The organism is Candidatus Sulfotelmatobacter sp. (assembly GCA_035504415.1).
Classification (GTDB): Bacteria; Vulcanimicrobiota; Vulcanimicrobiia; order Vulcanimicrobiales; family Vulcanimicrobiaceae; genus Vulcanimicrobium.
In genome coordinates this window covers 15,428-37,058 of sequence record DATJRY010000018.1, presented here as the reverse complement: position 1 = coordinate 37,058, position 21,631 = coordinate 15,428, and the positions used below count along the sequence as shown (strand labels likewise).

Sequence of the window (21,631 nt, the reverse complement as noted above, 5' to 3'; positions counted from 1 at the left end):
ATCACCGTCCCCCGCGCGGAGCGCGGATCGGTCGTGGCACGGCTGCGCGCCGGGCACGGGATCTTCTGGGACCCGGCCTTCCGAGCGTCCCTGTCGAAGGGAACCGACGGATGATCCGGATGTCCACGCTTCCCAGCGGTCTGCTGGTGCTGACCGAATCGATGCCGCACGTGCGTTCCGCGACGCTCGGCGTGTGGTGCGACGTCGGCTCGGCGGCTGAGCCGGCCGAGCGCCGCGGCATCTCGCATCTGCTCGAGCACATGGTGTTCAAGGGGACGCCGCGCCGGACCGCGCGCGCGATCGCCGAGCAGATGGACGCGGTCGGTGGCGAGCTCAACGCGATGACCGACAAGGAGACGACGTGCTTCTACGCTCACGTCGTCGACCGCCATCTTCCGCTCGCCGTCGACGTGCTCGCCGATATGCTGCAACACGCGATTGTCGCGGCCGACGACCTGCAGCGCGAGCGCCAGGTCGTGCTCGAAGAGATCCGGATGTACGACGACGCGCCGGCCGAGGTGCTCCACGATCGCTTCACCCGCGCGCTGTGGCGCGGCGCGAACCTCGGCGATCCGACCATCGGGTTCGTCGAGACCGTCGGCACGCTCGAGCGCGAAGACCTGCTGGCCTGGCGCGCCGGCCGCTATGCGCCGGCGACGGTGTTCGTCGCGGCCGCGGGGAATCTCGAGCACGATGCGGTCGTCGCGCTCATCGGTGAGGCGTTCGCATCGTTCGCAGGCCCGGCGACGCCGCCGGCGCTCGAGCAGCCGCGCTTCACGCCGGCGGTCGACGTGACGCTCGACGAGACGGAGCAGGCGTACGTCATGCTCGGGACGCCGGGGCTCTCGCTGCGCGCCGAGCGGCGCTACGCGCTCTCGGTGCTCGACATGCTGCTCGGCGGCGGGATGTCGAGCCGGCTGTTCCAGAGCGTGCGCGAAGAGCGCGCGTTGGCCTACGAGATCAGCACCTTTCAGCAAGGCTACCGCGACGCGGGGCTGTTCGGCGTGAGCGCCGGCTGCGCGCCCGAGCGCGTCCAGGAGTGCGTCGACGTCGTCGTCGACGAGCTCGACCGGCTGCTGCACGAGGGCGTGCGCGAGGACGAGGTCGAGCGCGCGCGCGAGCACCTCAAGGGCAACCTGACGCTGGCGCTGGAGAGCACCTACAACCGCATGTCACGGCTGGCGCGCAACCACCTCGTGCACGGTCGCCAGATCTCGGCCGAGGAGGTCGAGCAGCGCTTCGACGCCGTGACCTCGGCCGAGGTCGACGAGCTGGCGCGGCTGTTGCTCGGTCCGGCCACGCGCGGCCTGTGCGTGTTGGGCCCGGCGGAGGTGCGCGGCGTGCGCTTGCGCGGCGCGCAAGCCGCGTGAGCGCGCTGCTCAACGGCAACGTCGTTCTCGCCAGCGCCGCGAACCTGGTCCCGCAGTCGGTGGCGATGGGCGCCTACGCGGCGCGGTACGCCGGCGTCACCACCCGCCGCATCGCGACCGCGATCTCGCTCTTCAGCCTGCTCGTCACCGCCAGCCGCCTCGCCGCTTTGTTCATGACGCCCTCGTTGGGCGCGCTGGCGGACGGAGCGGCGAACTCGGCGCTGCGCCACCATCTCACCGCCGTGCCGCCGCAGGCGCTGGCGATCTACGACTTGCAGATGCGGATCATCGTCGCGGCCGGCTCGGTCGGCATCGTGATCGGGGCGGTGATGGTGCCGATGTTCCTGGCCGGCTTCATCCGCGGGATCGCCTCGTTCGAACGGCGCGGCTCGGTCCCGCACGCGCTCGCGCGCGTCCTCGATCCCAAGGTCGCGTTCTGGCTGTTGCGGCATTTGCGGCCGCCGAAGTTCTCGCTGGCCGACTTCCCGATCTCGGCCGTGCCGCGCAAGCTGCTGATCTTCAACACGCTGCTCTACGCGGTCTACGCGGTCGGCGTGGTGGCGGCGTTCTACGCCAGCGTCATCGACCTGGGCTCGCGTACCACGGCGACCGGGCTCTCGGGTCTGGTCAACGGGATCGGCACGATCGCCTTCGCGCTGTTCATCGACCCGACCACGGCGCTGATCGTCGATCAAACGGTGCGCGACGAGCGGCAGCCGCGCGACGTGGCGGCGATGATCTTCTGGCTGATCGTCACCGCCTTCATCGGCACGCTGCTGGCGCAGCTGATCCTGGTTCCGGCCGCCCACTACATCGCCATCGTCGCTCACTATTGGCCACACGGAAAGCTCTGACGGAAAGCAGATGGAGAAGCGCATCCTTCGAGTCCTCGTGCTCGCCCTGGCCGGCCTCGGGCTGTCGCTGACGACCACCGGCTGCGGCGCCGGCGTCGCGCAATGGATCGTCAGCACGCGCGACCACCAAGGCGACCTGGCGATGGCGCACAAGAACTATCCCGACGCCTCGATCGCGTACCAGCTGGCGCTCAAGATCGACCCGACCGACGAACATGCGCGCGCCGGGCTGACCGACGTCCAGCTGCGCTTGGCCCAGAAGTACTATTCGCTCTCGCACTTCGAGGATGCGATCGACGCGCTCGCGATCGCGGCGCACTACTCGCCGGATGACGACCGCATCAAGGACGTGCGCAACGAGATCGAGCAGGCCGAGCTCAAGCGCGACATCGTCGTCTCGAACTACCCCTCGTACGCGTACACCGGGTCGAGCCTGCGCCGCGGCTACGTCGCGCTCGAAGCGCAGAACCAGCAGATCATCAACGCGCTGCGCCGCTTCGACTACACGTACGACACCGCCGACCTCGGCACGGCGCTGCGCCAGAGCGACGTCCTGGCCGAGGACCTCGCGCGCCTGCGCGCCCGCCTGGCCCAATACCGTCAGCTGGTCGAATCCGGTGTCCCCGAACAGGGTGCCGCAACCCTCGCACCACCGGCCAGCTTGTTGCCGTTGCCGTAGAACTCTCGGATGGGGCAGGCCGAACTTTCCGGGCATGAATTAAAAACGAGTCGTGAATGGTGGGTGTATGTGGAACGTCGCTTATTCACCCGTGTCGGAACTTGCATTGGCGACATCCCGCGCGTCTGCACGTTCTGAGGCCTCGCGTCGGCGGCGAAGCTCTCGGCGAAACTGCTTCGAGTAGAGCACTTCGGTCCCAAGAGACTTCATCAGAGCTAGCACAGCAGGTTCGTGAAAATGAGCATCGTCTGCGACGAGGTAGTCAACGCGACCGACGTAGGCTGTCTCGATGATTGGATTGTCATCACGATCGGTACTGACTGCGAGCGTTCCTGGGATCACTACCTCTTCGCCGGCCTTAGCGAAGATGAGTCCAACAAAGGCCCCGGCACTCGCTGGATTCAGATTATGTGCGCGCGCGACGCGTCGGCTCGTCGTCAGCATCCGCAGAAGCTCATCGAAGGATGCTTGACTGTATACTGGGACAAACTCTGCATCAAAGAAGGCATCTAGTATGTCGCAGTACGGCTGCTTAGGTGGCGGCGTGATGTAGTTCTGAAGATAGATATCAATCCAGATGCCTGTATCGATCACGGCGCGCGCAATCTCGGTCATCAGGGTTGCTCGGGAGAGAGTAGGGATATCGCCGCGTTGAACTTGCGAGGAATCAGGCCGCTTGCGTAATCGTTGAAGATAGCCCGAGCTAAGCCGGGCAAGTTCTCGAACCGATGACTGCCCGTCGCGTAGTGCAACTGGCCATCGGGTGCAACGATCAACCGAATCCCAAGACCACGCAGGTAGGTAAAAAAGGGCTCGGCATCCGATGGCGGCATGGGCTCGCTTGAGCCTATCTGCCGAACGTAATAAACATTCTTGCGGCCGAGTCTCACAACGGTTATAAGCCCAACCTCCGAGAGGGCGCTGACCGCCTCGCTTACATGCGATACCTGGAGGTTCGTCGCCAGAGCAATAGTGTCACGCTTAGGGTAGCAACGGCCGAAGCCGGCTGGACGCCAGTCCGCATGAAGGGAGAGGGCAAGCAGGACCCGGAACTCTCGGGCTCCCAGAGACATGCGAAGCCACTCCGGGTCGCATTTGGCAAACCGGCCGGTCCCAGCGGCCTTCGGGGCTAATTGCGCGGCCACTGAGTCCAGGGCCTATGAAACGGTGGCATAAGCGTCCCAAATATGGTACCATAAGGGTCCCGAATATGGAACCCTAACAGACCATCGTGAACAGACCTAGATCAGACCCATCCGCAACGTACTTCGTACGCTGCGCCCGCTTGACGCCAAAAAACGATTCTATGGGCATGAAGACTTTGGCGCAGCGCGAGGCGGAACGTCGAGCCTTTCTAGAGACGCTCAAACCTCAAATGGTCAAGATACTCGATGAGGCGGTCCCTGACAGTCGAGAACTCAACCACGCTGAGTTAGAGGCAGAAATCGCCGCTGACCTCGCCGACGATCGTCGAACGCATCGGCGCAAGAGGCTTAGCCACGCCTAGACCCCCTACGTGAGTCTTGTTGGCTAGGATAGTTATTCGACCGAACGCTTAGCGGCCTCGCGCTAGGCCCGCATGGCGGCGAGCGCGGTGGCGGCCATGCGTGGGAGCGACGGCTTCGCGGTATAGGCGAACATCTTGCGCGCGACCGAGTCGGCACGGCGGTGGGTGACGAACCACGGCGGCGTCGGCAGCAGCGTCGGCTCGCCGTCGCCCAGCGAACGCGGGAACGGCGCGAACGGCGCGCGCACGACGGTCTTCTGCGGGCGGTCGAAGAGGAACGCGTTGTGGACGACGCCGATCCCGCTCCCGACGTCGGCCAGCGTGTTGCCGGGATAGGCGCCCCAGGTCGCGGTCGGCAGCAAGAAGCCGACGCCGGGCCAGGTGTTGATCGCGACGCAGCCGTAGCGCAGCGCGGCCACCGCGTCGTCGAAGGCGGGACCGAGCGCGGTGATCGTGCGCGGGTGGATCAGGATGCTCACGCCGAGCGTACCGCGCGCCTGCTCGTTGCAGAACGCGACCGCGTTGCGCAGGAACGTCTCCGGATCGGCGCCGGGCAGTGCGGTCTGACCCAGGACCGGCGCGAACAGCTCCTCCCGGAACAGCGGATCGCCGGCGGCGTCGAGGCCGGTGAGGAAGGCGCGCTCGGTGCGCGAGACGCCGGGATAGTAGGTCGGCCGCGCCGGCGCGGCGCGCAGCGCGTCGTCGACGGCCGTCACGAAGCGCGGCGTCTGCGACCATTCGGCCGGCACGACCAGTACTTGCGCGGCGATGCAGTTGGCACCGGCGTTGTGCAGCTTCATCGTCGCGACGTGCGCGGCTTGAAAGGCCAGGTCGGGCGCGCTCCACGGCCCCGGCACGACGACGACCGGCGTGACGTTGCCCAGCTCGCTGCTGACCGGCTTGTCGAGCAGCGGCCGGCCCTCGCGTTTGCGCTGCGCGCCGTCCGGACCGGTGCCGAAGACGATCGCGTCGTGCGTGCGCTCGCCGCCGGTCAAGTGGATCGCGTCAACGGCCGGGTGCGAGCACAAGTACGCGCCGACGTCGGCGCCGCCGCCGACGATGCGCAGGACGTCTTCCTCGATCAGCGAGGCGAAGATGCGCTCGAACACCGGCTGCAGATACGCGTTGACCGGGTTGAGCTTGAGGATCGCGCTGCTCCCGTGCGCGTACAGGACCGTCAGCACGTCGAGCGGCGGAATGCTGGCGATGTTGCCGGCGCCGAGCACCAGGGTCACCCGCCCCGCGGGCCGCTCGCGCCGGTAGAACGAGGCGGCGTACTCGGTGAGCACCGTCTCTTGCGGGACGCCCGGCTCCATCCACGTCTCGGCGCGTATGCCGCTGAGCAGCAGCTTGTCCGCCGTCGAGACCGGGAAGACGTCGACCACGACCTGTCCGTCGGCGCGGACGCGCGGCGCGTGCGGAACGTGCGGCGCACCGAAGCGCGCGAGGTCACCGAGCGTCGCGCCGAGCGCGTCGATCATCGCCAGCAGCGCGTAGGGACCGGAGAACCATTCCTCGCCTGCCAGCGGGCTGCCGGCGACGCCCTTGGCGCGCGCGCCCAGCTCGGCCCACGTCGCGGCCTGCTCGATCGTGCGCATGCGCATCGCCCGCAGATGACGGATCTTCCCGGCGATCCCCAGGCGCGCCCAGCGCTCGGCATGCTCCCGCACCGTAGCGACCTCGCGATCGAGGTCGCCGACCGTTACCGGCACGGGTCGGGTGCCGACTTCCATACCTGCCTCCAGTTAGCGTAGGTTCCGGCCGCTTCGCGGCGGCGGAACGCGCGCCAGCGTTCTTCCGCGCCGGGGAGCACCTTCGCGGGATCGGTCTCGTAGACCGGCCAGGCCGCCGCCGGGTCGAGCACGGGGAAGCGGCTCAGCCAGCAGTACAGCTCGAGGTTCGTCTCCTTCAAGCGCGCGTTCTCGACGGCGACGAAGTAGCGCGCGCCTTTGCGGATCGCGCTCTGCTCGTCGAACGGCGTCCACAGGTGCGGGTCTTCCTCCCAGCCCTTGCGGTCGATCGTGTATAGGATCGAGGGGTCGTAGTGCCCCATCACGATCAGCGCGCCGGGCGCGAGGGTCGCATCGAGCTGTTTGGCACGCCCGTAGTTGGCTTTGCTCCACTGCCAGTACGGCGCGATCTGGTGATAGCCGCCCACGAGCGCGCACAGCCATACGATCGCGCCCAGCCCCGCCAGCGTCGCGCGCCGCTGCGACTCGTCACCCCAGCGCTCGGCCACGAATGCCGCGAAGCGGCCCGCCGTCAGCGCACCCAGCGGCAGCAGCGGATACAGGTAGTAGTCGACCCGCTCGACGGTGACGACGACGTACGCATAGAGCAGCCCGCCGGCGAGCCAGCCCCACAGCAGCGCGTCGCTGCGCGAGCGCAGCGGGACGCAGAAGCCTAGGATCGCCAGCACGATGCCGACCGGCCCGAGCATCGTCGTCGCCAGCATGCGCAGCGCGTGGCCGAACGCCAGCGCCTTCGCGGCGAACGCCGCCGGCGAGGTCAGCGCGCCGACCAGCGAGGGGATGACGTGCAGCTTGGTGATGCCGCTGGCCCAATGCCACTCCGCGTGCGAGGCGACGATGTGATCGTAGATGCCCAGCGGCACGAACGCCACCGCCGCCAGTGCCCACAGCTGCACGCTCGTCAGCGTGCGGCGCCAGCCCAGGTGCGCGAGAGCGGCGGCCGCGAGCGGTATCGCCCCCAGCACCGCGACGGGCTTGGCGAGGAACGCCACCGCCAGCAGCAGCGCGGCCGGCCACCAGCCGCGCCACGAACGCGCGTCGTCGTCGACGATCCATCGTCCGCCCGCGTACAGCGCCGCGGTGAGGAAGAAGACCATCGTCGTGTCGGGCATGAACGTCCGGCTGTAGTACCACGCCCCCGGCAGAATCGCGAACAGCGCGGCCGCCGCAACGCCCGCGAGCGCGCTGCGAAACAGCCAGCGACCGAAGGCGGCGAGAATGATGATCGTGCCGACGCCGAAGCACAGCGAGATCAGCCGGCCGAAGATCTCGTGCACGCCGAACAGCTTGTAGAGCGTGGCGGCCAGGAACGGCACGATCTGCAGCTCGAGCTCGACGTAGTTCGGGGGCGGCCCGTCGTAGTCGGTCTGCGGGAAGAGCGGGTTGTACTGCAGCTGCGCGAAGTTGCGCGCGATCGCGGCGGTGTCGCCTTGCCGCCAGCCGGGATGATCGAAGATCGGATCGTGGATGCCTTTGAGGCGCAGCACGAGGCCGATGAGCGCGACCAGCAGCGTCGCGCCCCAAAATAGGCGCGCGGGGCTCACGCGGACCGGAACGTCCAGTACTTGTTGACGAAGAAGTTCACGACGATGCCCGCGCAGGTCGCGACGAACCACGTCTTGTGGCCGTGGCCCAAGTACGGCGCGACCACCGCGGACACGGCCAAGCCGACCAGCAGCGCCAGCACCGAGACGGTCATGAACTGCAGGCCTTCCTTGCCCGGATGGCTCGAGGAGCGGAACGTCCAGACGCGGTTGAGGAGCCAGTTCGAGACGCCGCCGGCCAAGAACGAGATCGAGTAGATCGTGTAGTAGGGCCCCGCCGCGGCGTGGTTCGGCACCACGCGCTGCAGCAGCGTGAACAGCACCAGGTTCACCACGAATCCGGACGCGCCGACGATGCCGAACTTGACGAACTGGCGCACGCCGCGGCGGCGGTGGAGCGCGAAGCGGTCGATCAAAGACGTCTCTCCCGTCACGCGACCCAGTACCAGTCGGCGAACAGCACGGTGAACAATCCCAGCAGCGGCAGCGAGAAGGCGACGTAGGCGTTGTTGACGGCCGGGCGCGCGCCCCACAGGCCGAACAATGCGAACATCGGGAACAGGACGAGCGCGAAGCGCGGCATGCTCATCAGGCTCGCGGTCGAGAGCGGGATGAGCACCGAGAGCGCCATGTAGACGATGTACGAGAGCCGCAGCCGGCGGAAGCCGACCGCCAGCACCGTGAGCATCAGCAGCGTGAAGGCCAGCTCGAGCACCTGATCGGCGACGGTCTGCTGCACGTGCGAGTGGCGGATGAGGTGGATCGCGTGCTGGAAGGCGACCCACGGCGGCGCCAGGTGGCGGTCCCAGTGCGCCTGGACGTGCGAGAAGCGCAGCGGGTCGCCGTTGAGCACCCACAGGTAGAACATGTACGCGCCCAGCCCCAGCGGCACCAGCGCTATCCCGATCAGCGGCTGCACGACGTCGCTCCACCAGTAGCGCAGGTACTCGCGGCCGCCCTCGCGGATCGCGACGATCCATTCGATGAGCATCGGCGCGGCGAGCAGGACCCCCTCGGACCGCGTCATGGCGGCGAAGAACCCGAACACGCCGGCGACCAGCCAGCGCCGCTCGCGCAGGTAGTAGAACGTCGCCACCGTCAGGAACAGGAACAGCGACTCGCTGTAGACGGCCGAGAAGAAGATCGCCGTCGGGAAGATGGCGATGTAGAAGGTCGCGCGGTGCGCCACCTGGCGGTTGTACTCGTGCTCGACCAGCTTGTAGAGGTAGAGCAACGAGAGAAAGCTGGCCGCGTTCGAGACGATCAGCCCGGCGACCAGGTGCGAGCCGACCAGCGTCGCCCCCAGCGCGATCAGCGCGGGGTAGAGCGGGAAGAACGCCGGCTCCGTCCCCGAGTAGCCGTTCTGCGCGATACCGATGTAATGCTCGGCGTCCCAGCGGCCCCACACGGCCAGCAGCGGATCGGTCGATGCGGCGTAGTGGACGCCCGGGCGCTGACCGATGACGACCGCCGCCAACTCGGCGATGATGATCAACGGCACGCGGGTGACGACGAACGTGATCGCGACGTCGCGCACGGTCGCGTTGCAGCGCGCCGCGACGACGATCTTGGCCAGCGCGAAGGCGCCGAGGGCGACGGCCGCCCAGACTTCGGTGCCCATGCCCCCGAGCGGAGGGAGCAGCATCCCCCACAGCAGCACCAGCGGTGCCCACGTGATGGCGTCGTACTGGAGCGCGGTGATCTCGTCGACCGACGCGCGGCGCGCGAAGTAGCGCCCGTAGGCGAGCCAGGCGGCGTAGGTCGCGACGATCCCCGCCACCAGCGCCAGCAGCAAGGTCACGTCGAGGAACAGGGCGTGGTGCGGCGAGCGCAGCGCGACCGCGTACCAGGCGAAGAAGCCGACGCTCAGCCCGGCGATCCCGACCGCCGCGACGGCGGGGCGCCCGACCGCCGCGAACAGCGCAGCGGGCTTCGATCCGACCGGCTTCCCGGCGAGGGCTACATCCACGGTCGGCCTCGTTTACCGCCGCCCGTCGTGGTCGCCTGCATGGTTCGCCACCCCAGGCCGAAAAATGGGGTCGCTATCCGAGGGAGTCAGCACCATTCCACATCGTTTCGATCTCATCGTCATCGGCGCCGGCAGCGGCGGCTTCGCGGCCGCTCGTACCGCGCGCGACCTGGGCGCCAACGTCGCGCTGGTCGATCGCGGCCCGCTGGGCGGTCTGTGCATCCTGCGCGGCTGCATGCCCTCGAAGACCCTCATCGCGACCGGTGACCTGCTGCACCAGATCCGCGGTTCCGATGCGCTGGCGATCCAGGTGGGCGAGCCGGCGCTCGACTACGCCGCACTGCAAGCCCGCAAGCGCGAGCTGGTCCAAGGCTGGGCCGACTACCGCATCGCCGGGATCGAGACGTTCCCGACCTTCAGCGGGCCGGCGCGCTTCGAGTCGCCCACCACCCTGGTCGTCGGCGGCGAGACGCTGTACGCGCCGCGCTTCGTGATCGCCACCGGCAGCCTCACCGCGCCGGCCGCGCTGCCGGGCCTGGCCGAGGCCGGCTTCATCGACAGCGACGCGGCGCTCGATCTGGTGGAACCGCCAAAATCGATCATCGTGCTGGGCGGCGGCTACGTCGGCGCCGAGCTGGGGCAGTTCTTTCACCGCGCCGGCGTGCCGGTCACGATCGTGCTGCGCGGCAAGCACCTGCTCAGCGCCGAGGACGACGACATCGGCGACGGGCTGACGGAGTATCTGCGCGAGGAAGGCATTCGCATCGAAACGGGCGCGGTGATGGACCGCGTCAGCGTGCGCGACGGGCTCAAGGTCGTGCAGTACAAGCGAGACGGCGCCGACCACGAAGTCGCGGCGCACGAGATCTTCATGGCGCTGGGCCGGGTGCCGAACGTTCTGGGGCTCAACCTGGAGGCGGCCGGCGTCACCTACCACGAGATCAGCGGGATCGACGTCGACGAGACGCTGCGCACGTCGAACCCCGACATCTTCGCGGTCGGCGACGTGACCGGACTGTATCCGCTGGTGCACGTCGCGATCCAGCAAGGCGAGATCGCGGGGCGCAACGCCGCGACCGGTGCGCGCGAACGGGCGGACTACAGCCTGACCCGCACGCACACGATCTTCACCGACCCGCAGGTCGCGGTGGTCGGCGCGACCGAGCGCGAGCTGGAGCGCGCGGGAACGCCGTATCTGTCGGCCAGCTACCCGTTCGCCGAGCACGGCAAGGCGGTCGCGCTCGGCCGCACCCGCGGTTTCGTCAAGATGCTGGCCGCGCCCGGCGACGGCAAGATCCTCGGTGCCGCGATCCTCGGGCCGGAAGCCTCGGATCTGATCGAACCGCTGATCGTCGCGATGGCGTTCGGCGCGACGGTGCGGCAGTACGCGCAGATCCCGCACTTGCACCCGACGCTGGTCGAGATCCTGACCTACCCCGCCGAAGAGATCGCCGAGCGGCTCGCCGCCGTCCCATCGCTGGCCGTGGCGCAGTAGTCCCGTGATCTCGGCGGCGCTGGTTCAGTTCAAGCCTCGCAAGGGCGACGTCGAGGCGAACCTGGCGACGGTCGGCGACGTGTTCGCGCAGCTGGCCGACGATCCGCCGCGGCTGATCGTCTTCCCCGAAGCGGCGCTGACCGGGTATTTTCTCGAAGGCGCGGTCTACGAGCTGGCGTTCGACGTGGACGCGCTGGCGGAGCGGATCGACGCGCTGTGGCGTGCGCGCGGCGCGCGCGTGCCGGTCGAAGTCGTGATCGGCTTCTACGAGAACGCGCGCGGGACGTTCCACAACGCCGCGCTGGTGGTGCGCTGCGGCGAACCGGACGGCGCGCGCGTCGTGCACGTCCACCGCAAGATGTTCTTGCCGACCTACGGCGTCTTCGACGAGGAACGCTTCCTCACGCGCGGCCGGCACCTGGGGACGTACGAGAGCGTCTTCGGGACGGCGGCGGTCTTGATCTGCGAGGATGCTTGGCACTCGTTGACGGCGACGGTCGCCGCGCTCAAGGGCGCGCGCGTGCTGATCGTCCCGAGCGCTTCGCCCGGGCGCGGTCTGGGCGGTCCGGCCGGCGAGCTGGAGAGCAACGCGCGCTGGAAAGCGATCCTCTCGTCGATGGCCGCCGAGCACGGCGTCTACGTCTTGTATGCGGGACTGACCGGCTTCGAAGGCGGGAAGGGGATGTCGGGCGGCAGCTGCGCGTTCTCGCCGCGCGGGGAGCTGATCGCGGCTTCGCCCTCGCTGGGCGCGCAGATCGTGCGGATCGTGCTCGACCCCGACGAGGTCGATCTGGCGCGCGCGACGCTGCCGCTGCTGGGCGATCTCTCGGCCGTGCTGCCGGACCTGTGGCTCGACGAAGCGATCCCGGTCGTGCGGCGGCTCGAGGAACGCGTATGATGTTTCCCGTCATCGAAGCGCGTCCCGAAGAGCCTTCGCTCGAGATCGATCCGGCGCTGACCGCGGACTGGCTGGTGGCGTTCCTGCGCGACGAGATCGTCGAGCGCCGCGGCGTCTCGCGCGCGGTCGTCGCGCTCTCGGGCGGGATCGACAGCGCGCTGGTCGCGTTCCTGTGCGCCCGCGCGCTCGGCTCGGACAACGTCTACGCGATCCGCATGCCGTACCGCACCTCGAGCGCCGACTCGCTGAGCGACGCGCAGCGCGTGATCGACGCGATCGGCATCCACGGCGAGACGATCGAGATCAGCGAGGCCGTCGACGGCTACTTGCGCTTCGCGCCCGATGCCGACGCGCGACGCAAGGGCAACGTCATGGCGCGCATGCGGATGCTGGCGCTGTTCGATCAGTCGGCCCGGCGCGGCGCGCTCCCGGTCGGCACCGGGAACAAGACGGAGCGGCTAATGGGCTACTTCACCTGGCACGCCGACGACACGCCGCCGGTCAATCCGATCGGCGACCTGTTCAAGACGCAGGTCTGGGCGCTGGCGCGCCACCTGGGCGTCCCGCGCGAGGTCGTCGACAAGGCGCCCAGCGCCGATCTCGAGGCGAACCAGACCGACGAAGGCGACCTGGGCATCACCTACGCCAAGGCCGACCGCATCCTCAACATGATCTTGCTGGGCTTCAAGGACGAAGCGATCGTCGCCCGCGGCTTGACGCTCGAGGAGGTCCGGCTGGTGCGCCGGCGGGTCGACGCGACGCACTGGAAGCGTCACCTGCCGACGACGGCGCTCGTTTCGTCGACGGCGATCAACGAGTTCTACCTGCGGCCGGTCGACTTCTGATGTCCGAGCTCGCGCACTCGCCGGCCGACGCGGACGATCCCCTCCCGCCGCGCGGGTTCTATTCGGTCAGCCTCAATCTGGTCGGCCGACCGTGCGTGGTGATCGGGCCCAGCGACGACCGCGAGGCGAGCGAAAAAGTCGCCGCGCTGGAAGACGTCGGCGCGGTCGTGCGCTGGATCACCGACCCCGCCTCGCTGCGCGACGAGGACGTCAGCGACGCGTTCTTCGTCATCTCCACGCCGCAGGACGCGGCGCTCTCGGCGCGCTTGCGCGCGCTGGCCGACGCGCACCGGTTTCTGCTGTGCACGATCGATCAGCCGCGCTACGGCTTCGTCGCGATGCAGGCGATCGTGCGCGCCGGGCCGGTGAAGATCGGCATCTCGACCGGCGGCGTCGCGCCGCGCGTCGGCAAGATCCTCAAAGCCGCGCTCGAGCGCGTGCTCGACGCGAAGTTCGTCCGCTTCGTCGAGGCGATCGCGGCGAAGAAGCGGCAGAACCGGCGCGAGCTGGCGGATGACGCCCTCGCCCGGCGCGCCGCGATGATCCTGGCCGCCGACGGTTTCGCGCTCGACGCCACGGTGACGTACCCCGCCTGGTTCGAGGACGACGAACGCGCCGCCGGCCGTGAGGCGGGCGCGTAGCGAAGGAGGGCACGTGGCGTCCGCGGAGATCGTGACGATCGGGACCGAGATTTTGCTCGGGCACCTGATCGATACCAACAGCGCACAGGTGGCGAGCGCGCTCGCCGATCACGGCGTCGACGTCTACGCCAAGCATTCCGTCGGTGACAACGCGGAGCGCTTGGAGGCGATGCTGCGCGGCGTGCTCGACCGCGCCGACGGCGCGATCACGACCGGCGGTTTGGGCCCAACCGTCGACGACCTCACCAAAGAAGCGGTGGCGCGCGTCGTCGGCCGGCCGCTGGTGCTGCACGAACCCTCGCTGCGCGCGATCGAGCGGATCTTCGAGCGCTTCGGCCGCACCATGGCCGAGAACAATCGCCGCCAAGCGTATCTGCCCGAAGGGAGCATCGTGTTCGACAACCCGCACGGCACGGCGCCGGGCTTCGCGGCGCTGCGCGCCGACGGGAAGTTCGTCGCGTGCATGCCGGGCGTGCCGCGCGAGATGCGGCCGATGCTGGCGGAGAAGCTGATTCCCTGGCTGGTCGAGCGGTACGGATTGCGCGAGGCGATCTACACGCGCACGTTGCACACGGTCGGCATCGGCGAGTCGGACCTGGACCGCAAGGTCGAAGACCTGTTCCGCACGCTCGAGAACCCGAAGATCGCGATGCTGGCGCACGGTTTTCGCGTCGACGTCAAGGTGATGGCGAAGGCCGCCGGCCGCGCCGAGGCCGACGCGATGATCGCGCCGGTGCTGGCCGAGCTGCGCGCGCGCGTCGGGAGCTTCTCGTACGGCGAGGACGACGTCACGCTGCCCGGCGCGATCGTCGCCAAGCTCGTCGCGCGCGGTTGGACGCTCGGCACGGCGGAGTCGTGCACGGGCGGCGCGGTCGCCGACGCGATCGTCACCGTGGCGGGCGCGTCGGCCGCGTTTCGCGGCGGAATCGTCGCGTACGCGAACGACGTGAAGACCGCGCTGCTCGACGTCCCGGTCACGACGCTCGCAAGCGTCGGCGCGGTCAGCGAGGAGACGGCGGCTGCAATGGCTCGCGGTGCGCGCGCGCGGCTCGGCGTCGACGTCGCGCTCGCGACGACCGGAATCGCCGGTCCCGACGGTGGGACGGCCGAGAAGCCGGTCGGTTTGGTGTGGTTCGCGCTCGCGCTGCCGGACGGGTCGGTCGAGACGCGACGGGTGACCTTCCCGGGGACGCGTTCGGACATTCGCGAGCGTGCAACCATCGCCGCGCTCGGATTGCTCTGGCGGCGGCTCGCGGACGCAGCCGACGGCTCGCCGCCCACGAACGTCGCGCTCGGCCACCGTGCCGGCTGAGTAAATTCTCAGCCGGCCTTCATGTTCTCAGCCGGGATTAACATCCGGCCGATACGTACATGAGGGAAAGCCCGGTCCGTCGTTGGACCGATCCTCCGGAGGTCCGACGTTGTCTCGAACTGCTCGTACGCTTTTAGCGTCCTTCTTGGCTGCCGCGTTGCTCGGCGGCTGCTCCGGCGGTGGCGGCGGCAAGACGACGCCGCCCACCAGCGCGACGCCGACGCCGACGCCGACCGCGACGCCGAGCGGCAGCTTCGACCAGGCGGACTTCACGTGCCCCACCAGTGACTCGACCTCGTCGGTCGCGCGCGGTGCCGGAGCGCATGCGCGCGGCGAGGTCACGCACATGGCAGTGCGTTCACGCGGTCAGCGCAATGCGCCGGCGTCGACGACGCAATTGGTCGTGACGTACGCCAGCTCGACGGCGCAGCGCAGCAGCGCGTCGATCGCGCAGCGCGAGACGGCGAGCGGCGCGAAGCTGGTCAACTCGTTGACCTTCTCGCACCTGGGCCAGGTGATGCACGTTCTTTCGGTCCCGGCGACGCAGTTGGCTTCGGTCGAGGCCTCGCTCAAGAACCAGCCCGGCGTTCTGGCCGTGCAGCGCAGCGCGGGCCGCCGTCACGCGGACGCGGTCACGACGCCATACTGGCCCAACGATCCGTACTTCGACGGCTTCACGGCCGCGCAGAACGCGTCGGTCGACCCGTCGCTGGGCTACACCGATCAGCCTTCGACGTACGAGGTCGAGCCCTACGCCGAGTCGGCCGACGTTCCCGGTCAGTGGGACATGCACGCCATCGGCTCCGAGTACGCCTTCGGGTACTCGCAGTCGGGCAACGGCAGCGGCATCACGAACGCGAACGCGCTCGGCTCGTCGTCGGTGAAGATCGCGATCATCGACACGGGCGAGGATCCGACGCACCCGGAGCTGGGCGGCGGCAAGATCGCCTACCAGAAGTGCTTCATCTCGAACCCGAACAACGCGCAGTCGACCTCGAACTACGAGACCGATCCGGACGGCCACGGGACGGACGTCAGCGGCATCGCGGCCGCCGATATGAACAACGGTCTCGGCTTCGCGGGGGCGGGCGGCAACGTTTCGATCTACGCGTATCGCGTGTTCCCGACGCCGGACGATGCTTGCGAGAACGATCCGAGCGAGGCGGAGAACGATCCGCAGTGCGGCAGCAGCACGACCGACATCGCCTCGGCGATCAACGACGCGGTCGCGCAGCATGTCAACGTCATCAGCATGAGCTTGGGCGGCGATGAGTGCGGCGACAGCGGCGATGCGCCCAACGGTGACGACGATCCGACCGAAGGGGCGGCCGTCGCCAACGCGATCGCCGCGAACATCGTCGTCGTGGCCGCGGCCGGCAACAGTAGCGGGCCGCCGGTCGAAGCACCGGGCTGCGATAGCGGCGTGATCGCGGTCGGCGCGACCTCACTGGACGACGGCCAGGCCAACGGCAGCGGCCATTCGGGCGGCACGTCGACCTCGCCGGTCGAGTACGTGGCCAGTTACACGGACTACGGAACCGGCGATACCTACCAGAGCCCCTCGTCGTGGGGGATCGTCGCGCCGGGCGGCGACCCGTCGAGCGATCTGGACAACGACGACCTGCACTGGATCGAGAACATCTGGACCTCGACGCCGTTCATGTCCTCGTCGAGCGACACGACCTATGAGGGTGCCTGCACCAACGACTACCCGAACGAGGCGTCGGCGACGAACCCCGATTGCCGGACCGAGATCGCCGGTACGTCGATGGCGACCCCGCACGTCGCCGGCGCAGCGGCACTGATCCTCTCCGCGACCGGCGGGCTGAGCTCGCCATACCAGTCGCCGGCGGCGATGCGTCAGCTCCTCTGCCAGACCGCCGACAACATCGGCGATCCGAACCAGGGGTGCGGTCGCCTCAACGTCTACCGCGCGATGGCAATCGCGGTGGGCGATCCGAGCCCGCCGGCGGCGAGCGCGAAGGTCCGCATCTAAGGACCTAAGGATTCCGTGAGGCTTCCGCCCGGCCGCGAGGACGGCTGGCGGGCGGGTGGAAGCCAGGGCCCAACCCTGTCCACGGAAGGCACCCTCGTGAAGCATCGCGTCCTCGTCCGGCTCGCCGCGTTCGTTGCGGCGGCGTCAGTCAGCCTCGCCGCCTGTGGCGGCGGAGGGGGCGGCGGGCACGTCGGGCCGCCGACCAATCCGACGCCGACGCCGACGCCGACGAACAGCCAGAGCCTGTCGATCCCGGTCAGCAGTACCGCGTCGGAGCCGACGACGCTCGGGCCGCTGGCCGCCGGCTACAGCGGCACGATCACGATGCCGCCGACGTCTGTCACGACGACGCTCAGCGCCACCTTCACGACCCAGCAGCCCAACGGGACGCCGACCGTCCAGAGCGTGCACCGGCGCGCGCAGAACATCGGCGTGAGCGGGATCGATCCGCTGGTCTACCTGGCCTTCACACCGTCGACGACGCTCAGCTTCACCGCGTCGCCGGCTTTTTCGCTGACCATTCCCGCCTCGGTCGCGCAAAGCGAACCGTACTTGTACATCGCGTTCTACGACCCGACGACGCCGAGCGCCGGCTGGAACACGATCCTCGGACCGGGGACGCTGAGCGGCACGACGGTCAGCTTCGCCTCGGTCTCGGGCGACACGCAGCAAGTGCTGGCGGGCAAGACCTACGTGCTGTTGCTGTACGGCCTCTCGAGCTCGCCGCAGCCCTCGCCGAGCCCGACCGACAACCCGCAGGCGTTCATCTGCCCGACCGACGATCAGTCGGCCAACGCGGTCGCGGTCGCGTCGTCGACGCGGCCGGTGCGTCGCGCGTTGCACGGACGCCAACCGGCGCTGGGTGCCTCGCCGAACGTCCTCGAGGTCACCTACGACGCGGCGACGCTCTCGCGCAACGCGGCGGCGGTCGCGCAGCGTGAGTCCGCGGCGGGCGTGCGCCTGATGCGCTCGCTGACCTTCTCGCACACCGGCCGGGTCACGCGCGTCGTCGGCGTTCCGGCCGGCCAGAGCGTGGCCGCCGCCGCAGCGCTGCTGCGTGCCGAGCCGGGCGTCCTGAGCGTCGCGCAGAGCGGCGTGCGCCGCCGAGCCGCGACCGTGAGCCAGCCGTACTGGCCTCGAGACCCGTACTTCGACGGCTTCACCGCGGCGCAGACCGGCAGCACGTCCACCTACGAGCAGCTGCCGTATGCCGAGACGGCGTCCATTCCCGGACAATGGGACATGCACGCGGTCGGCCTCGAGCACGCCTTCGGGTACTCGCAGCCCGGCAACGGCAGCGGGATCACCAACGCGAACGCGCTCGGGTTGTCCGCCGTCAAGATCGCGATCATCGATACCGGCGAAGACCCGACGCATCCGGAGCTGAGCTCGAAGCTCGTCTACCAGCACTGCTTCATCACCAACGCGGCCGGTACGTCGCAATCGAGCTCGAGCTTCGAGACCGATCCGATGGGCCACGGCACGGACGTCGCCGGCATCGCGGCTGCCGACATGAACAACTCGCTGGGATATCTCGGCGACGGCGGCAACGTGTCGCTCATGGGCTACCGTGTCTTCCCGACGCCGAACGACAACTGCACCAGCGACACCACGACCGACCCGCAGTGCGGGGCGGAGCCGGCCGACATCGCCTCGGCGATTACCGACGCCGTCGACAACGGCGCCAACGTGATCAGCATGAGCTTGGGCGGCGGCGTGTGCGGTACGCCGCAGAACGGCGACGGCGGCGACGACGACGAAGCCGAGGGTCAAGCGGTCGAGAACGCGATCGCCGCCAACGTGGTCGTCGTCGCGGCGGCCGGTAACGGCTACGGACCGCCCGTCGAAACACCGGCGTGCGACACCGGCGTCATCGCCGCCGGCGCGACCGCGCTCGACGACGGCCAGCTCAACGGCACCGGCCACACCGGCGGCAGCAGCAGCTCGCCGATCGAGTACGTGACCGATTACACCGACTACGGTCCGTCAGGAACCGACTCGTTCGGCAGTGCTTCGTCGTGGGGAATCGTGGCGCCGGGCGGTGACGCCAGCGACGATAACGACGCCGACGATCTGCACTGGATCGCCAACATCTGGACCAGCACGCCGTTCGACGAGAACTTCGCCGGCTATTGCGGACCGGACTATCCCGGCAGCAGCGGTGCCACCGACTGTCAGGTCGAGATCGAGGGCACCTCGATGGCGACCCCACACATCGCCGGTGCCGCTGCCCTGATCTTGTCGGTCAACAGCTCCTACCAGTCGACCGCGAAGATGAAGCAGCTGCTCTGTTCCACCGCCGACAACCTCAACGATCCGAACCAGGGCTGCGGCCGTCTCAACGTCTACCGCGCGATGGCGACGGCGTTGAGCGACCCCAACCTACCGTAGCGCGCGGGGCGCGGCACGGCCGGCGTCAGCCGGTCGTGCCGTAGCCGATCGCGTCGAGCTGCCGCTGGGTCGCGAGGCCGTCGGCGAAGGTCGGCGCGTCGCTCGCGCCCAGGTCGATGCGACGCGCGAAACCGTCCAGCAATTCGAGGAACGCCGGGATGTTCGGGTGGACGACGCCGTGCTTGGCGTAGGTGAGCGCCGCGACCTCGAGCTCGTCTTCCTCGTCGTCGGCGATCGTGAACAGCGTCAGGTCGCCGAGCGACGTCCCGCTGGCGATCGCGCTGCGGACCTCGCCGTGCACCGCGATGGTGACCGACTCGACGACCGTCGTCGAGTCGGCGCTGACGCGTCCGACCAGACCGTCCCCGTAGTCGACGAAGGCGAAGGCGCCGTCGGCGACCGTGCTCTCGAAACGGCCGTCCTTGTCGGTGCGCAGCGCGTTCGCGGTGCGCAGCAAGCCGTGCGTCGCGCGCGCCGCGCGTCCGCCCAGGTGGTTGGCCAAGTCGAAGAAGTGCGGCATGTAGGCGTTGGCGACGCCGCCGCCCTTGGAGCGGTCGAACCACCAGCCGCGCTCGCGCGTGGTGACCCGTTCGAGCAGATCGCCGCCGAGCCGCGCGACCTCGATCTCGCGCAGCGCGCCCAAGTGCCCGTTTTGGATCAGCTCGGCCAGTGCGCGCACCTGCGGCAGGTAACGGAACTCGAACGCCATCACGTTCGCGACGCCGGTGCCGACCGCGAGCGCCGTCATCTCTTCGGCCTCCGCCACCGTCAGCGCGAACGGCTTCTCGCACAGGACGTGCTTGCCGGCGCCCAGCGCGGCCACGACCGAGCGGTGATGGTCGAACGGCGGTGAGGCGACCGAAACGACGTCCAGCTCGACCCCGGCCAGCATCGCCTCGACCGAGGGAAAGGCGTGCGGAATCTTGCGCTCGCGCGCGACCCGCTCGGCACTGGTGGGCGAGGCGATCGCCACCACCTCGAACCGCGGATGCAACGCATACGCCGGCGCGTGCACCGCGCCGCCGAAGCCGCTGCCGACGATCCCGACCTTGAGCTTGCTCATCGTGTTCCTTCCTCACGCACCGTGTGCTCGAACAGGTCGAGGGCACGGGTGAGTTGCTCGTCGGCGATGGTGAGCGGCGGCGCGAGGGTGATCGACGTGCCGGTCGGCCCCGATTGGAGCAGGACCAGGCCGCGCGCCAACCCGCGCACGACGATACGGTTCGCGCGCGCCGCCGTGCCGAACTCGACGGCCCAGAGAAAGCCGCGGCCGCGCACGTCGCGCACGCCGGGCAGCGCACGCAACGCGTGCAGCCGCTCCGCCAAGACGGGTTCGCGCGTGCGCACCAACCCCAGCGCGTCCTGCCGTTCGAGCTCGTCGAGATTCGCGAGCGCGGCCGCGCACGCCAGCGGGTTGCCCAAGAAGGTCGAGGTGTGCAGCGCTTCGCCGGCGCTGCGCGGCCAACTGTCGACGACCCGCGGCGTACCGATCGTCGCCGAGAGCGGCACACCGCCGGCCAGCGCTTTGCCCAAGCAGAGCAGATCGGGGACGATGCCGTCGTGCTCGCAAGCGAACCAGGTGCCGGTCCGGCCCAGGCCGGTGTAGATCTCGTCGAGCACCAGTAAAACTCCGCGTTCGTCGCACAGCGCGCGCAGCCCGCGCAAGAAGCCGTCCGGCGGAACGATGACGCCGCCGCGCCCTTGGATCGGTTCCAGCACGATGGCGCCGATGTCCGGATCCCGCGTGAGCGCCACCCGGACGGCGTCGAGCGCGGCGTCGGCGGTCGTCTCGGCACCGGGGTACGGCAGGAACGTCGCGCGCTCGGCGACCAGCGGCGCGAACGGCGCGCGGAACTTGTCGATGCCGATGACTTCGAGCGCGCCGAGCGTCAGCCCGTGATAGGCGCCGTGATAGGCGAGAAAACGCGACTTGCCGGTCGCGAGCAGCGCCGTCTTGAGCGCGAACTCGACCGCTTCGGCGCCGGCCGTCGAGAGGAACGACTTCGTCAGGTCGCCGGGAGCGATGGCGGCCAGCCGTTCGAGCAGCCGGGTACGCACCTCGGTCGGATGCACGTCGCCCATCCCGTGGATCAGCATGCGCGCCTGCGCCTCGATCGCGGCCACGACAGCGGGATTGGTGTGACCGGTCGCCGCGACGCCGAACGCCGAGGTCAGGTCGAGATAGCGGTTCCCGTCGACGTCGACGACGAGCGCACCGCGGGCCGACTCCCAGAACACCGGATAGTCGTCGCCCAGATAGGTGACGCCCGGCGCTTCGTAGCGCGCGAGCCGTTCCGCGAGCGCACGCGAGCGCGGCCCCGGAATCGCCGTGACGACCGATTCCAACTCGTCGGCGGGTAAATGATACGGCGCCATGAG

Annotated in this window: 18 protein-coding genes; 11 read left to right on the top strand and 7 right to left on the bottom strand. The window is 69.1% G+C overall.

The annotated features are described in order from the left end of the window. Positions 1 to 119: 119 nt before the first annotated feature. Genes VMD91_16530 through VMD91_16520 form a run of 3 tightly spaced genes read left to right on the top strand, consistent with a single transcriptional unit; the run spans position 120 to position 2,903 of the window. Positions 120 to 1,370 carry a pitrilysin family protein gene (locus VMD91_16530; GenBank protein HTW85678.1) on the top strand — a complete coding sequence of 417 codons (1,251 nt, stop codon included), beginning with the start codon at positions 120 to 122 and terminating at the stop codon, positions 1,368 to 1,370. Beyond that, a complete protein-coding gene (locus VMD91_16525) occupies positions 1,367 to 2,224 on the top strand; it encodes a DUF2837 family protein (protein ID HTW85677.1) in 858 nt (285 codons plus the stop codon). Before VMD91_16530 ends, VMD91_16525 begins: the two co-directional genes overlap by 4 nt. 10 nt (positions 2,225 to 2,234) lie before the next feature. Then, entirely contained in the window at positions 2,235 to 2,903 is a 669-nt protein-coding gene (locus VMD91_16520) for a hypothetical protein (protein HTW85676.1), read from the top strand. A gap of 81 nt (positions 2,904 to 2,984) precedes the next feature. Here the strand turns inward: VMD91_16520 and VMD91_16515 are convergent, their stop codons facing one another. Then, positions 2,985 to 3,518, bottom strand: a complete 534-nt coding sequence (locus VMD91_16515; protein HTW85675.1) for a PIN domain-containing protein — start codon at positions 3,516 to 3,518, stop codon at positions 2,985 to 2,987. Positions 3,519 to 4,215: 697 nt separating this feature from the next. Between VMD91_16515 and VMD91_16510 the strand changes: the two genes are divergently transcribed. Continuing rightward, positions 4,216 to 4,410 carry a hypothetical protein gene (locus VMD91_16510; GenBank protein ID HTW85674.1) on the top strand — a complete coding sequence of 65 codons (195 nt, stop codon included), beginning with the start codon at positions 4,216 to 4,218 and terminating at the stop codon, positions 4,408 to 4,410. A gap of 62 nt (positions 4,411 to 4,472) precedes the next feature. Here VMD91_16510 and VMD91_16505 read toward each other — a convergent pair whose 3' ends face one another. From VMD91_16505 to VMD91_16490, 4 genes are read right to left on the bottom strand one after another with little or no spacing between them, the layout of a single operon-like run. Further along, positions 4,473 to 6,143, bottom strand: a complete 1,671-nt coding sequence (locus VMD91_16505) for an aldehyde dehydrogenase family protein (protein ID HTW85673.1) — start codon at positions 6,141 to 6,143, stop codon at positions 4,473 to 4,475. Further along, positions 6,113 to 7,705 (bottom strand): glycosyltransferase family 39 protein, encoded by a 1,593-nt coding sequence (locus VMD91_16500; GenBank protein ID HTW85672.1) that lies wholly within the window; start codon positions 7,703 to 7,705, stop codon positions 6,113 to 6,115. The genes VMD91_16505 and VMD91_16500 overlap by 31 nt, the downstream gene beginning before the upstream one ends. Then, positions 7,702 to 8,121 carry a GtrA family protein gene (locus VMD91_16495; GenBank protein ID HTW85671.1) on the bottom strand — a complete coding sequence of 140 codons (420 nt, stop codon included), beginning with the start codon at positions 8,119 to 8,121 and terminating at the stop codon, positions 7,702 to 7,704. The genes VMD91_16500 and VMD91_16495 overlap by 4 nt, the downstream gene beginning before the upstream one ends. Positions 8,122 to 8,135: 14 nt before the next feature. After that, complete coding sequence (locus VMD91_16490) at positions 8,136 to 9,674, bottom strand: mannosyltransferase family protein (protein HTW85670.1); 1,539 nt, start codon at positions 9,672 to 9,674, stop codon at positions 8,136 to 8,138. Positions 9,675 to 9,738: 64 nt separating this feature from the next. Between VMD91_16490 and VMD91_16485 the strand changes: the two genes are divergently transcribed. From VMD91_16485 to VMD91_16455, 7 genes are all read left to right on the top strand, one after another. After that, positions 9,739 to 11,169: a dihydrolipoyl dehydrogenase gene (locus VMD91_16485; GenBank protein HTW85669.1), complete on the top strand. Its 1,431-nt coding sequence runs from the start codon at positions 9,739 to 9,741 to the stop codon at positions 11,167 to 11,169. 4 nt (positions 11,170 to 11,173) lie between these two features. After that, positions 11,174 to 12,067 carry a nitrilase-related carbon-nitrogen hydrolase gene (locus VMD91_16480; GenBank protein HTW85668.1) on the top strand — a complete coding sequence of 298 codons (894 nt, stop codon included), beginning with the start codon at positions 11,174 to 11,176 and terminating at the stop codon, positions 12,065 to 12,067. After that, the gene (locus tag VMD91_16475; GenBank protein HTW85667.1) at positions 12,064 to 12,912 is read left to right on the top strand and encodes an NAD+ synthase; all 849 of its coding nucleotides are present in this window, start codon (positions 12,064 to 12,066) and stop codon (positions 12,910 to 12,912) included. Before VMD91_16480 ends, VMD91_16475 begins: the two co-directional genes overlap by 4 nt. Next, positions 12,912 to 13,553: an NAD(P)-dependent oxidoreductase gene (locus VMD91_16470; GenBank protein ID HTW85666.1), complete on the top strand. Its 642-nt coding sequence runs from the start codon at positions 12,912 to 12,914 to the stop codon at positions 13,551 to 13,553. The genes VMD91_16475 and VMD91_16470 overlap by 1 nt, the downstream gene beginning before the upstream one ends. A gap of 13 nt (positions 13,554 to 13,566) precedes the next feature. Next, entirely contained in the window at positions 13,567 to 14,865 is a 1,299-nt protein-coding gene (locus VMD91_16465) for a competence/damage-inducible protein A (protein HTW85665.1), read from the top strand. Between the two features lie 145 nt (positions 14,866 to 15,010). Then, the gene (locus VMD91_16460) at positions 15,011 to 16,861 is read left to right on the top strand and encodes a S8 family serine peptidase (protein ID HTW85664.1); all 1,851 of its coding nucleotides are present in this window, start codon (positions 15,011 to 15,013) and stop codon (positions 16,859 to 16,861) included. A gap of 96 nt (positions 16,862 to 16,957) precedes the next feature. Further along, positions 16,958 to 19,252, top strand: a complete 2,295-nt coding sequence (locus VMD91_16455) for a S8 family serine peptidase (protein ID HTW85663.1) — start codon at positions 16,958 to 16,960, stop codon at positions 19,250 to 19,252. 25 nt (positions 19,253 to 19,277) lie between these two features. Here the strand turns inward: VMD91_16455 and VMD91_16450 are convergent, their stop codons facing one another. Together VMD91_16450 and VMD91_16445 are read right to left on the bottom strand one after the other, a co-directional pair. Next, positions 19,278 to 20,315: a Gfo/Idh/MocA family oxidoreductase gene (locus VMD91_16450; protein ID HTW85662.1), complete on the bottom strand. Its 1,038-nt coding sequence runs from the start codon at positions 20,313 to 20,315 to the stop codon at positions 19,278 to 19,280. Further along, positions 20,312 to 21,628 (bottom strand): aspartate aminotransferase family protein, encoded by a 1,317-nt coding sequence (locus VMD91_16445; GenBank protein HTW85661.1) that lies wholly within the window; start codon positions 21,626 to 21,628, stop codon positions 20,312 to 20,314. Before VMD91_16445 ends, VMD91_16450 begins: the two co-directional genes overlap by 4 nt. Positions 21,629 to 21,631 lie beyond the last annotated feature (3 nt).